The organism is Salinicola aestuarinus (assembly GCF_003206645.1).
Classification (GTDB): Bacteria; Pseudomonadota; Gammaproteobacteria; order Pseudomonadales; family Halomonadaceae; genus Salinicola; species Salinicola aestuarinus.
On record NZ_PZJP01000001.1, the window covers coordinates 467,614 to 480,424 of the forward strand.

Below are 12,811 nucleotides of genomic sequence, written 5' to 3' on the forward strand. Positions count from 1 at the left end.
CCCCTTCAAGGGAACGATAACGAGCGGCGGGCTTCGTCCCCGCCGCGCAGGAGCCCATTGTCATGAACGTCTCGCGCTTTTTCGTCGACAGACCCATTTTCGCCGCGGTCCTGTCGATTATCATGCTGGCGATCGGAGCGATCTCGATCCCCAATCTTCCCATCGGCGAATACCCGGATGTCGTGCCGCCCTCGGTTCTGGTACGCACCACCTACCCCGGGGCCAACCCCAAGGAGATTGCCGAGACCGTCGCCACGCCGCTCGAGGAGGCGATCACCGGCGTCGAGGACATGATGTACTACAAGTCCGTGGCCGGCTCGGACGGGGTGCTGCAGATGACCATCACCTTCCGTCCCGGCACCGATGCCGAGCAGGCGACGGTCAGGGTACAGAACCGGGTCAGTCAGGCCTTGGCACGCCTACCGGAGGCGGTTCGTCGCCAGGGCGTCACGACCCAGAAGCAGTCCCCTACCTTCTTGATGGTGGTCCACCTCGTCTCACCGGACGACAGCTACGACACGCTCTATCTGCGTAACTATGCGCGCCTGCACGCTCGCGATCAGCTTGCCCGCATTCCGGGCGTCGGCGAGGCGCAGCTGTTGGGCGGCGGCGATTACGCCATGCGCGCCTGGCTCAATCCGGACCGGATCGCGGCCCACGGCCTGACCGCTGGCGACGTCGTTGCCGCCATTCGCGAGCAGAACGTGCAGGTCTCGGCGGGACAGATCGGCGGCGAGCCGATGCCGGATAGCGACTTCCTGACACTGATCAATGCCAAGGGGCGCCTGACGAGCGAGGAGGAGTTTGGCAACGTCGTGCTCAAGGCCGGCGCTGGCGGCGAGATACTGCGGCTGAAGGATGTGGCAAGACTCGAACTCGGCGCCGGCGACTACACCCTGCGCGCGCAACTCGATGGCAAGGATGCCGTGGCGATCGGTATTTTCCAGTCGCCCGGCGCCAATGCGCTGGACATTCGCGATCAGGTCATCGCCACGATGGACGACTTGGCGACGCAGTTCCCGCCCGGCGTGGAATATCGCACCGTCTACGACACCACGCTGTTCGTCACCGACTCGATCCACTCGGTCATTCAGACGCTGCTGGAAGCGATCCTCCTGGTGGTGCTGGTGGTCACCCTGTTCCTGCAGACATGGCGGGCTTCGCTGATCCCGCTGCTGGCGGTGCCGGTATCGGTCGTCGGGACCTTTGCCGTGCTGCTCTTGCTGGGATACTCGATCAACACGCTGACGCTGTTCGGCCTGGTGCTGGCGATCGGTATCGTCGTCGACGACGCCATCGTGGTGGTCGAGAACGTGGAGCGCAATATCGGCCAGGGGCTGACGCCACGGGCCGCGGCCCACCAGGCAATGCGCGAAGTGTCGGGCCCCATCGTCGCCATTGGCCTGGTTCTGTGCGCGGTCTTCGTGCCGATGGCTTTCCTCTCCGGCGTCACCGGCCAGTTCTACCGCCAGTTCGCGGTGACCATCGCCATTTCGACGGTCATCTCGACGATCAACTCGCTGACGCTCTCGCCGGCACTGGCCGCTAAGTTGCTCAAGCCCCATGACGCGCCGAAGGATCGGCTCACCCGGATCATCGACTGGCTGTTCGGCTGGCTGTTTCGCCCGTTCAACCGCCTGTTCGATGCGGGCGCCGAGCGCTACCAGGGCACGGTATCGCGCAGCCTGAAACGCCGTGGCACGGTGTTCGTCGTCTATCTGATTCTGCTCGCGACGACGGGTTACCTGTTCAAGATCGTGCCGCCCGGCTTCATCCCGGTGCAGGACAAGATGTACCTGATCGCCGGCGTCAAACTGCCGGAGGGCGCCTCGCTCAATCGCACCGATGCATTGCTGCGTGAAGTCGTCGACATCGCCATGCAGACCGATGGCGTGGAGCATGCCATCTCGTTCCCCGGTCTCAATGCACTCCAGTTCACCAATACCGCCAATACCGGATTGGCGTTTCTGACGCTGGCGCCCTTCGATGAGCGAACTCGCACGGCCGCACAGATCAATGCCGAGATCGCCGGCAAGATCTCGGCACTCAAGTCGGGGATCGCCTTTTCGTTCATGCCGCCACCGATTCTCGGTCTCGGCAACGGCTCCGGCTATCAACTGTTCGTCGAGGATCGTGGCGGCGTGGGGTACGGCCCGCTGCAGGAAGCCGTGACCGCTTTCCAAGGCGCAATAATGCAGACCCCGGGGATGAGCTACCCGATCACCAGTTATCAGGCCAACGTGCCCCAGCTGGATGCCGACGTCGATCGGCTCAAGGCCAAGGCGCAGGGCGTTGCCGTCACCGACCTGTTCGACACGCTGCAGACCTATCTAGGCTCGACCTACATCAACGATTTCAATCAGTTCGGTCGGACCTGGCAGGTCATCGCCCAGGCCGAAGCGCCCTATCGCGCCAGCGTTGACGATATCGCTCGCCTGCGGACGCGCAATGCCCAGGGTGAGATGGTGCCGATCGGCTCGATGGTCCGGATCGAGGAGAGTTTCGGGCCCGATCCGGTGCTGCGCTTCAACGGCTATCCCGCGGCCGATCTGGCCGGCGAGGCCGACCCCCGCGTGCTCTCCTCGCCGCAGGCGATGACCGCGCTCACCCAGCTCGGCGAGCAGGTGCTGCCGGCCGGCATCGACTTTGAGTGGACCGATCTCAGCTACCAGCAGGCGACCCAGGGCAACGCCGCGCTGATCGTTTTCCCCCTGGCGGTGATGCTGGTGTTTCTGGTCCTCGCCGCGCTCTACGAGAGTTGGACGCTGCCGCTAGCGGTCATCCTGATCGTGCCGATGTGTGTGCTCTCGGCCCTAATCGGCGTGCGCATCTCTGGCGGGGACACCAACGTTTTCGTCCAGGTCGGGCTGGTGGTACTGATCGGGCTGGCCTGCAAGAATGCGATCCTGATCGTGGAGTTTGCCCGCGAACTCGAGTTACAGGGCCGCGGCATCGTGCAGGCGGCGCTGGAAGCGTGCCAGCTGCGCCTGCGCCCGATCATCATGACCTCGATCACCTTCACCGCGGCGGTAGTCCCGCTGGCGCTGGGGCATGGCGCCGGGGCCGAAGTCCGCCAGGCGCTGGGGATCGCCGTGTTTTCCGGCATGCTGGGCGTGACGCTGTTCGGGCTTTTCCTCACCCCGGTGTTCTACGTCGCACTGCGCAAACTGGCAGGGCCGTTGGCCCCGGCACACACCAGGCTGGACGAGACAACCGATCACGCCCCGACTGGCGAGCGCACATGAGCCTCACACCGCTTGTCGGGTCGAACGCTGCCGCCAACGGAAACCGATATCGTGCACACCCCTCGCCGCCTCTTCTTCGCACTGTGGCCCGACGATGTCAGTCGTCGGGCGCTGGCCGACGAGGCGCATCGCCTGGCCCCAGGCTGTGGCGATGGCGATGCGCTACCGGCGGAGAACCTGCACATCACGCTGGCGTTTCTGGGTAGCGTCGATACGGCGCGGATCGCTCCCCTGATCGATCTGACCCAGCGTTGGCCCTCGCCTTGCGGTGACTGGACGCTCGACCGCCTGGGCCACTTCCCCAGGCCGCGCATTGTCTGGGCCGGCAGCCTCACACCCGAAACCGCGCTGCTGACGCTGCAGGCCGATCTCTGGCAGGCGCTCTCTCACCACGGTTTCCCCCCGCCGCAGCGCGATTTCACCCCACACGTCAGCCTGGTCCGCCAGGCCGACCGACCGCCCCCAGAGACGACGTTGAGCGAACCCGTCCGCTGGCGTTTTGACCACCTGGCACTGGTCGCCTCCGAGCTCGGCGACGGTGGCTCCCGCTACACCACCCTAGCCAGGAGTGAGTGACGCTCGCGCGCTCAACCACTCGACGATCATGTGCGGCACGGTCAGACACGCCAGACCGATGAATGTGGTTTTCAGCAACGGTGAATCCACCGCGTGCTCCCCCATCCAGGCGTAGCCGAGGCTCGCGGCGATCCAGGTGACGATGACGATGGGGGCCGCGACACGGACCAGCTGGGCAAGCGTCTCGACGCTGAACTCGCGCCGAATGGCGCTCAGATGCAGCGGGCTATGAAAGCAGCAGAAATAGCAGGCGAAGTAGATCAGCGGATTGAGCAGCGCCGCCCCCGCTAGAAGCACCGCTATCGCGATCAGCATGGCCCGCCCCTCGCCGCGGCGCTCGAGAAGTCGCCAGGCCAGCAGCGGCACCAGGGCCAGCAGCGCCAACCGACCTGTCGCGATTAGGGCCGCCGGCTCGCGCACGCCCAGGGCCTGAAATATCTCGCCGACTTCACCCCCGCGAAACACCATGGGTGACGCGATGACCAGCGCGCCCCACCCGAGGCGATGCCATAGCGGGTGGTGGCTTCGCCAGTCGGTGCCGAAGTGCGCTACCGACATCAGCAGAAACAGCGTTAGCCCGAGGGTCGGCCAGCACCGCCAGCCCCATAGCAGGGCGAGCGATAGGGCGAGGTAGGCGAACAGAAAGAGCGCGAGCCAAAGCGCAGGCGCACCGCGGGACGGCGCCCAGCGTCTGATGAGCTGGAGGCCCACCACGTGGTCGAAGGCACCGTGAGGCAGGCCGACGACGGCCACGCCGATGACCAGCACGATGAGCGACAGCGTCGTGGCGGGGTGCCACTGTGCGCCGGCCAGCGCCACGAGGATGGCGACCGCCATCAAGGCGATGAGGCGCAGGCGGAGAGAGGGGGCGGGCATGGAAGGAGGCTCTCGAGGACGGGGCGACGATCGCCCCGTCGGTAGGCGAGATCAGTGACGAACGTGACGCGCAGCGGCCAGTGCGACGAAGCCGAAGCCGACTTTCGCGGTGACGTCGAGTACCAGATAGAGCCAGCTCTCGACGGTCAACGTGATCCAGTCAAAGCCGGAGCTACCGATGAGCCAGACGATCGGATAGCCGATCCACAGCACGGTCAGCATCATCGCGAGCTTGGAGTACTCGCCGGCGGTGTGACCCTGGTTGGCCTCGGTACGCAGTGGCCCCCAGATCATGCCCAGCACGGCGAGAAACGCGACCATGCTGATGCCCCACCAGTAATAGTTGTTGGGCGCGACTGAAAGATTGCCCACCAGTCCGGTAAGAATCATGTAGATATCGGCAACGATGAGGGCGCCGATCAGCGTGCGGACGCGACTCAGATCCGGCGTCGCCATCATCGCAAGGCTCGCCAACAGAATCGGCGTGGTGATGACCCAGTCGGTGTAGCGCGCGATGAAGACCGTCTTGCCGTGGACCATGATGTCGCCCTGGCCGATCGCCATGGCGAAGTAGTTGGCGAACGCGACGAACACGATCGACATGGCGGCGACGCCGTGGCGCTTTTCGCTCATCGGCAATGATCGGCTCATCGCCCAGAACGCTACCCCCCCGGCGAGCATGGCGATCCAGCCAACGATGAATGAGAGTTGTACGGAAGCAGGCATGATTAGCACTCCTTTGCTAGGTATCGGCCCCCGCCTTGGCGGGTGTCTCGTGTGCTGAAACGTATCGAGACCCACGAGTCAGACTTAAAGCTAGGTGACGCTTCCGTTAGCTGCAAAACTGTGTCCAGGGCAATGGTTTTTCGACGAAGCAAGGTCGCGCCGCGCTGCGCCTGGCTTCGACGGGGCAATGCCGCGCGGCAACGTCTCGAACGTTCGACGAAAGAACGACACGACGGCCTTGCAGTCAACGCGTCGCGTGGGGTGAAGATCGCTAGGGTTGGGACTTGGGACAGGGACTGGCGATGGAAACCTGCAGGGGAGTCGTCGGTGGTAGGGCCTTGGCCGGCGGGAGCCGGATGCGCCGGGACAGGGCAGATACCGCACGGATGGGCATCCGTGCGGTACGAGATTCAGATCTTGGCTTTCGGTTTGGCTTTGGGCTTCGCCTGGGGCTTCGACGGCGCCTCGAGAAACCCGCCCTGCTGCAGGACGTCTTCGTAGCCTTCGCGGAAAGTGGGATAGTGGAAACGGTAGCCGGATGCGATCAGACGGGCGTTGTTGCAGCGCTTGCTCGAGCGTCGGCGCAGCGGGGACTGAATGACCTCCGGCGTCTCCACCTTGAGCCGTTTGGCGATCCACGCCATTACCTCGTGGAGCGGCGCTGCGGCGCCGTCGCTGGCGAGGTAGATCGGCTCCAGCGGCTTGTCGTCGAGCGCCAGGCCAATGAGATGCCCCAGAACGCCGGCGCAGTCGTCGCGGTGGATGCGGTTGGAGTACATCGGCGGGTTGGCGGCGGCGATGCGTCCTTCCTTGACCTGGCGGATCAGCCGATCGCGCCCCGGGCCGTAAATCCCGGACAAGCGCACGACCGTGCCGGGCAGAGCGGAATCCAGCAGCGCCTGCTCGGCGTCGCGCATCAGGCTGCCGGAGAAGCCGCTGGCCTCGGTCGGCGAGGTCTCGTCGACCTCTTCCCCGCCCTGTTGGGCGTAGACGCTGGTCGAGGAGACGAAGAAGAGCCGCTTGGGCGGGTTGTCGCGCTGGGCGAATTCGGCAATGACCGTTTTCAATCCCTGCGGGTAAGCCGCTTCGTAGGCGGACTCCTCGAAGCGGTCGGCGGTGACCGCGTAGACGATGAAATCCGCATCGGGTAACGTCGCCACTGCCGCTTCATTGGCGACATCGAGCGATACCGGCTCGATACCGGTGCCGTCGAGCACGCTGGCGTTGCGTCGCGCGCCGATGACGCGGTGTCCCGCATCGAGCAGCTGCTGGCCGAGCTGCGTGCCGATATCGCCGCAGCCGAGAATTAATGTCGTTTTCTTCACCTTTACCTGACCTCTTGGTAAAACATCCATGTTGCTACACCCGTATCGAGACCGGCAAAAACCGGGCCGATGCGAATGCCCACGAGAGACGGACTCAAGGCGTACACTCGAGAGACGTGCACCGCGCTTGGCGATGATCCTTTCCGATAGGGAGCTTTTCGGGCCCACCTCATGACTCTAACAGAACTCCGTTATATCGTAACCTTGGCTCAAGAGCGCCATTTCGGCCGCGCGGCGGAGCGCTGTTTCGTCTCCCAGCCGACGCTGTCGGTCGCGGTCAAGAAGCTCGAGGAGGAGCTCGGCCTGGCGCTGTTCGAGCGCTCCAAGTCCACCGTTCAGGTCACGCCGCACGGCGAGCGTATCGTCGAACAGGCGCAGCGCGTGCTGGAGCAGGCCGCCCTGATCAAGGAGATGGCCAGCGAAGGCAAGGATCAGCTGGTCAGTCCGCTACGGATCGGCGCCATCTACACCGTCGGCCCGTACCTATTTCCCCATCTCGTGCCCGCGCTGACGCAGCTGGCACCGCGCATGTCACTCTACATCGAAGAGAGTTTCACCAGCGTGCTGCGGCGCAAGCTGCGCAACGGCGAGCTCGACGTCATCATCGTCGCGCTGCCCTTCAACGAGCCGGACGTGGTGACCAAGACGCTCTACGAGGAGCCCTTCGAGATCCTGCTGCCGAGCGACCACCCCTGGACCGAGCGCGCCGCCATTCCCAAGGAGGATCTGCTGACTGAGCGGCTTCTTCTGCTCGGCGAGGGCCACTGCTTCCGCGACCAGATCCTGGAAGCCTGCCCGGCGATCAGCGCTCAGCTTAACAACCCCGACAATACCCTGACCGCCGAGGGCGGCTCGCTCGAGACGATTCGGCACATGGTCGCCTCCGGGCTCGGCATCACCGTGCTGCCCAGGCTCGCCATCGGCACCAACCACTACGAGAACGGTCTGCTGGAGAGCCGGCCGTTCGCCGGCACGCCACCGACGCGTAGCGTGGCGCTCGCCTGGCGCGCGAGCTTTCCGCGACCCAAGGCAATCGACGCGCTCATCCAGGCGATCGCCCAGGCCCAGGACCACGACACCGAGGCAGCATGACGCTCGACGTCAGCGTCACCGAGCTCAGCGGCGTCGGCGAGGCGATGGCCGAAAAGCTCGCGCGGCTTCGCGTCGAACGCGTTGTCGACCTGCTCTTCCACCTGCCACTGCGATATCAGGATCGTACCCGGATCACCCCGATCGGCACGCTGCGCGCCGGCGTCGAGGCGGTGGTCGAGGGTGAGGTGCGCGCCGCGGAGGTGGTCCGCGGCCGGCGCCGCAGCCTGCTGGTTCGCCTCAAGGACAGCTCCGGCATCCTCAGCCTGCGGTTTTTTCATTTCTCGCCGGCCCAGCAGCAGCAGTTCACCAAGGGCGTGCAGGTCCGCTGCTTCGGCGAGGCCCGCGCCGGGAGCACCGGCCTTGAGATCTACCACCCGGAGTATCGGCTGGTGCAGAGCGAGGCCGCGCCGGTGGACGAACATCTCACGCCCATTTATCCCACCACCGAAGGACTCGCTCAGCCGCGGCTGCGGGCGCTGATCCAGCAGGCCCTGAAGCGGCTGCACGATGCCCCCGAGTCGCTGGGCGAGTGGATTCCCGAGGCGCTGCGCGGGCGCTTTCGACTACCGAGCCTGATCGAGTCGCTGCGCTATCTTCACGAGCCGCCGCCGGATGCCCCGCAGGAGCGCCTTGCGGAAGGTCACCACCCGGCCCAGCGCCGCCTGGCGCTCGAGGAGCTGCTCGCGCATCAGTTGAGCCTGCGCCAGGTTCGCCTGCGCATTCAGACCGACGGCGCCCCCGCGCTGGCCGGCAGCGGTCACCTGCAGGCGCGCTTTCTGACCCAGCTGCCCTTCTCGCTCACCCGCGCCCAGCGCCGGGTGCTCGACGAGATCGGGCGCGACCTCGAACGCGAGGTGCCGATGCTGCGCCTCGTCCAGGGCGACGTCGGCTCGGGCAAGACCGTGGTCGCGGCGATGGCGGTACTGTCCGCCGTTGCCGGTGGCTATCAGGCCGCCGTGATGGCGCCTACCGAGATTCTCGCCGAACAGCATTTTCGCCAGTTTCGCGCCTGGTGCGAGCCACTGGGCATCGAGGTCGGCTGGCTCGCCGGCCGGCTCAAGGGCAAGGCGCGTCTCGACGCCAAGGCCGCCATTGCGGATGGTCGCGCTCAGGTCATGGTCGGTACCCACGCGCTGTTCCAGGATGACGTGAGCTTTCAGCGACTCGGACTGGCAGTGATCGACGAGCAGCACCGCTTCGGCGTGCATCAGCGTCTGGCGCTGCGTCAGAAAGGCGAGAACGGCGGCCTTACGCCGCACCAGCTGATCATGACCGCTACCCCGATTCCGCGTACGCTGGCGATGAGCGCCTACGCCGACCTGGATCTTTCGGTGATCGATGAGCTGCCGCCAGGACGCACGCCGGTGCATACCGTGGCGGTGCCCGATGAGCGCCGCGGCGAAGTGATCGAGCGCATCCGCAACGCCTGCGCCGACGGCCGTCAGGCCTACTGGGTCTGCACGCTGATCGAGGAGTCCGAAACGCTCACCTGTCAGGCAGCGGAAGTGACCCGGGAGACCCTGGGCGAAGCGCTGCCGGCACTCGAGATCGGTCTGGTCCACGGCCGCATGAAGGCCGCCGAGAAAGCGGAGGTGATGGACGCCTTCAAGGCCGGCGAGCTGGATCTGCTGGTCGCGACCACAGTGATCGAGGTCGGCGTCGACGTCCCCAATGCCAGCCTGATGATCATCGAGAACCCGGAGCGACTGGGGCTCTCGCAGCTGCATCAGCTGCGCGGTCGCGTCGGGCGTGGGCGAGTCGAGAGCTACTGCGTGCTGCTCTACCACCCGCCGCTGTCGCACTACTCCCGCGAGCGCCTCGGTATCCTCCGCGACACCACCGATGGCTTCAAGGTCGCGGAGAGAGACCTCGAACTGCGCGGCCCCGGCGAAGTGCTCGGCACCCGACAGACCGGGCTGGCGCAGATGAAGATCGCCGACCTAGAGCGTGACCGCGATCTGCTCGACACCGTCACCGCACTGGCCGAGGCGCTGCTCGCCGAAGCCCCCGATGCCGTCGAGCCGCTGATCCGTCGCTGGCTCGGCAGCGAAGCCGGCCGCTACGGGCAGGTGTAAACCGAGAGCTACCACGGTGGATAGCACCGCGCCGCCATGGGTCGCCGCTATTCACCACCGCCATCCACCACCGCCATCCACCGCCCCGATGCGCCGCATCGTCGTGCCAGGACAACCATGCGACCCCGGCAACCGGAGTCGCCCTGCTAGCGCTCTCGCCGGCAACGGGTCGCCACGAAAGATTCGTCTTTTCCGCTCTTCGAGCGGCTCCCAGGAGGGATTCATGCTATCTCGCTACCGCATCAAGACCGGACTGCTGCTGCTGAGCCTGACCACCCTGACCGCCGGCGCAGCGCTCGCCGAGGGTCCCAGTGACAAGCGCGGCATCGCCTTTTTCGGCATCGCATCGGCAGACCTGGCCACCATGAACGGCCGCATTGCGTGGTGGTACAACTGGTCGACGTCACCTGACGCCAGCCTCGAGACGACAGCTCAGGATGACCACGTCGAATTCGTCCCGATGGCGCACGATGCCGCCTTCGACGAGGGGGCGCTGCGTAGCTATCTCGATGCGCACCCCGAGACCCGCTACCTGCTCGCCTTCAACGAGCCCAACTTCATCGATCAGGCCAACCTCACCCCGCAGGCGGCCGCCGAGGCCTGGCCGGCGGTGGAACGAGTGGCCAACGACTACGGCCTCAAGCTTCTCTCTCCGGCGGTCAACTACAGCCCGGGCGATGTGGACATTCCCGGCACCGACGACAACGGCAACCCCTTTGCCTATCTGGACGCGTTCTTCGACGCCTGCGCCGGCTGTCGTGTGGACGGTATCGCCATCCACGCCTACATGGGGGAGTCGAGATGGCTCACGCCCTACATCGAGCAGTTCCATACGCGCTACGGCAAGCCCCTCTGGGTGACGGAATGGAATCAGAACCAGGGGGACGGTTCAGAGACGCCGGAAAGCCAGATGGACTTTCTGGCGGAAACGGTGCGCTGGATGGAGCAACAGGACTATGTCGAGCGCTATGCCTGGTTTCTGGGGCGGGTACCGGACGGTGATCCGACGCCGACCCTCATCGACCTGCTGGACGATAACGGCGACTGGACAGCGCTCGGCACGCTCTATCAGGGCATTCAGGGCCCGGACACCTACACTACCCTGCCTGCGACGATCCAGGCCGAACACGCCGTCACCATGACGGGCATGCACCACCGCACCACCACCGATGGCGAAGGTCGCCCGGTCGTTCAGCTCTTCTCCGATCAGGACGATAGCGAACAGCGCATGAGCTTTCAGGTACGTTCCGCGGAAGACAGGTCCTACTCGCTGAGGCTCAACTACGCCGCCGGGGCCGGCGCCGTTCGCCTGCGGGTCGATGGAGAAACGCGACAGACGCTCTCGCTACCCAGTACCGGCGGCGTCTATATGTGGTCCGAGGTCACCACGCCCATCGCCCTCTCGGCCGGAGAGCACACCGTTACCCTCGAGACGACCGGCGGCTACCCCGGATTCGACTGGCTCGCCTTCGAGTGAGTCTGAGCAATGGCTTGTGTCATTGCCACAGGTTGGCAATCAGAAGGCCCGTGGAGGCTCGATGAGGAAGAGGGTGCGGCTTACGGCAACCGGGGCATGGCTTCCCACCGCGGATTGAGCCAAGCGTGGCGCGAACACACAAAACGGGCAGCAGAGACCCGTTTTGTGGTTCATTGATACTCGTAGTGACCATCGCTGCCGTGGGCTTCCAGGCCGTGGTAGCTGGGGCGGTAGCTGTTGTGTTCTTCCTGCCACTGGCGCGAGAGCGAAACCGCTTCGTCGATCTGCGCCTGAGTCATCTGTTCCGCCAGCTCTGCCTTTTTGCCGGAAGACGCCGTGCCGCCGAGGTCGTACATCATGTAGGCGCGAACTAAATCCTGTTCGGTGCCGATGCCTTGGGCGTAGAAGTCGCCGGCTCTCTCGTAAGCAATAATTTCGTCTTTTTCGACTGCCTCCATAATCCATTCAAACGCTTTTTCTTCATTTTGAGAGACGCCTCGCCCCTCAATATAAAAAGTTGAAAGGGCATACATGGATAATGAATCTCCAGACATAGAGGCTTTTTTCAACCAATATGCTGCTTTATCGTCATCCGCAAACTGCACCCCTGCTTTTGAATAGAGGTACACATCCAGCATTTGCTTTTGAGCCGGCAGATATCCAGCTTCTCCCGCGGCAGTCATGTCTTGGAGGTACTGGTCAAAATCTCTATTTACACCGTATCCATTTTGATATAAGACACCCAGATAATACCCAGCTTCCAAAAAACCTGCTTCATAAGAATTCTCAAAGTATTCAAAGGCCTTTTCGAAACTCTGAGAAACTCCTTTATCACCGCTTGCATAAGCCAATCCAACAAGACAGCTTGACAAGCCATCATTATTATTAGCTTTTTTTAGCAAATTTTGGATGGATTGGTTTTCATAGTTTTTTTTCAAACATTGAGCTTCTAGAGTTGCAGCATACCCCCCCTCGACCACCATCAAAGACAGAAACAACACCACCATGAGCTGTTTAATAAACGTCATACTCCCTCCTAGTTCAAAGCCACCTGAAATGTATCCCCAGGAGTTCCCGCAGACCCACTACTCAAGTAGGACAAGGTTATTCTAATGCTGTCTGGAAATCCATTAGTATAACATTGAAGCTGAGCATTCCACCCCCCTCTTTTAGAGAAGGTGTCAGCGGCACCCCATTGGCCATATCGCCAGAACTATCAGTAAAAACATTATCTTGGTTTATGCCATCACGATGATCTTGGATAACATATCGCCTGAGCAATTCAGGGACATTATTTGACAATTGATAGACAACGGCAACAAAGCCTTTGCTTCCCTGAATATCAGGGTAGTTAATAATCACGTTAATAGAATAAGGACCTTCCCCCGGATGATCGGCTTGCTCAAAGGCCGCAACAGC

10 protein-coding genes are annotated in these 12,811 nt (G+C 63.5%); 5 read left to right on the forward strand and 5 right to left on the reverse strand.

Annotated elements, in window-relative coordinates:
* Positions 1-62: 62 nt before the first annotated feature.
* Together DOM41_RS02130 and thpR are read left to right on the forward strand one after the other, a co-directional pair.
* On the forward strand, positions 63-3,245 hold the full coding sequence (locus tag DOM41_RS02130; RefSeq protein ID WP_245391699.1) for an efflux RND transporter permease subunit: 3,183 nt from the start codon (positions 63-65) through the stop codon (positions 3,243-3,245).
* Positions 3,246-3,296: 51 nt separating this feature from the next.
* Positions 3,297-3,821, forward strand: a complete 525-nt coding sequence (gene thpR, locus DOM41_RS02135; protein WP_157956818.1) for an RNA 2',3'-cyclic phosphodiesterase — start codon at positions 3,297-3,299, stop codon at positions 3,819-3,821.
* On the opposite strand, the gene DOM41_RS02140 is transcribed toward thpR, so the two are convergent.
* The 3 genes from DOM41_RS02140 to DOM41_RS02150 all read right to left on the reverse strand — a co-directional run bounded on the left by DOM41_RS02140 (position 3,804) and on the right by DOM41_RS02150 (position 6,748).
* The gene (locus tag DOM41_RS02140) at positions 3,804-4,697 is read right to left on the reverse strand and encodes a Brp/Blh family beta-carotene 15,15'-dioxygenase (protein WP_110685184.1); all 894 of its coding nucleotides are present in this window, start codon (positions 4,695-4,697) and stop codon (positions 3,804-3,806) included. The genes thpR and DOM41_RS02140 overlap by 18 nt on opposite strands.
* Positions 4,698-4,748: 51 nt before the next feature.
* Positions 4,749-5,423, reverse strand: coding sequence for a bacteriorhodopsin (locus tag DOM41_RS02145; RefSeq protein WP_110685185.1), 675 nt, complete (start codon positions 5,421-5,423; stop codon positions 4,749-4,751).
* 410 nt (positions 5,424-5,833) lie between these two features.
* Entirely contained in the window at positions 5,834-6,748 is a 915-nt protein-coding gene (locus DOM41_RS02150; protein WP_110685186.1) for an SDR family oxidoreductase, read from the reverse strand.
* A 171-nt stretch (positions 6,749-6,919) separates the two neighbouring features.
* On the opposite strand from DOM41_RS02150, the gene DOM41_RS02155 reads away from it, so the two are divergent.
* The 3 genes from DOM41_RS02155 to DOM41_RS02165 all read left to right on the forward strand — a co-directional run bounded on the left by DOM41_RS02155 (position 6,920) and on the right by DOM41_RS02165 (position 11,392).
* The gene (locus DOM41_RS02155; protein ID WP_110685187.1) at positions 6,920-7,840 is read left to right on the forward strand and encodes a hydrogen peroxide-inducible genes activator; all 921 of its coding nucleotides are present in this window, start codon (positions 6,920-6,922) and stop codon (positions 7,838-7,840) included.
* The gene (gene recG, locus DOM41_RS02160) at positions 7,837-9,915 is read left to right on the forward strand and encodes an ATP-dependent DNA helicase RecG (protein WP_110685188.1); all 2,079 of its coding nucleotides are present in this window, start codon (positions 7,837-7,839) and stop codon (positions 9,913-9,915) included. The genes DOM41_RS02155 and recG overlap by 4 nt, the downstream gene beginning before the upstream one ends.
* Before the next feature lie 223 nt (positions 9,916-10,138).
* Complete coding sequence (locus tag DOM41_RS02165) at positions 10,139-11,392, forward strand: glycosyl hydrolase (RefSeq protein WP_188112347.1); 1,254 nt, start codon at positions 10,139-10,141, stop codon at positions 11,390-11,392.
* Positions 11,393-11,562: 170 nt separating this feature from the next.
* Here DOM41_RS02165 and DOM41_RS02170 read toward each other — a convergent pair whose 3' ends face one another.
* Together DOM41_RS02170 and DOM41_RS17350 are read right to left on the reverse strand one after the other, a co-directional pair.
* Positions 11,563-12,420, reverse strand: coding sequence for a tetratricopeptide repeat protein (locus tag DOM41_RS02170; protein ID WP_110685190.1), 858 nt, complete (start codon positions 12,418-12,420; stop codon positions 11,563-11,565).
* Positions 12,421-12,496: 76 nt separating this feature from the next.
* The coding region (locus tag DOM41_RS17350) for a hypothetical protein (protein WP_157956820.1) at positions 12,497-12,811 on the reverse strand (315 nt) is incomplete at its 5' end.

Bases quoted from the DNA above. Each gene is read 5' to 3' on its own strand.
- DOM41_RS02145 (WP_110685185.1), bottom strand. From the start codon at position 5,423: ATGCCTGCTTCCGTACAACTCTCATTCATCGTTGGCTGGATCGCCATG.
- DOM41_RS02170 (WP_110685190.1), bottom strand. From the start codon at position 12,420: ATGACGTTTATTAAACAGCTCATGGTGGTGTTGTTTCTGTCTTTGATG.
- DOM41_RS02165 (WP_188112347.1), top strand. From the start codon at position 10,139: ATGCTATCTCGCTACCGCATCAAGACCGGACTGCTGCTGCTGAGCCTG.
- DOM41_RS02130 (WP_245391699.1), top strand. From the start codon at position 63: ATGAACGTCTCGCGCTTTTTCGTCGACAGACCCATTTTCGCCGCGGTC.
- DOM41_RS02140 (WP_110685184.1), bottom strand. From the start codon at position 4,697: ATGCCCGCCCCCTCTCTCCGCCTGCGCCTCATCGCCTTGATGGCGGTC.
- recG (WP_110685188.1), top strand. From the start codon at position 7,837: ATGACGCTCGACGTCAGCGTCACCGAGCTCAGCGGCGTCGGCGAGGCG.
- DOM41_RS02155 (WP_110685187.1), top strand. From the start codon at position 6,920: ATGACTCTAACAGAACTCCGTTATATCGTAACCTTGGCTCAAGAGCGC.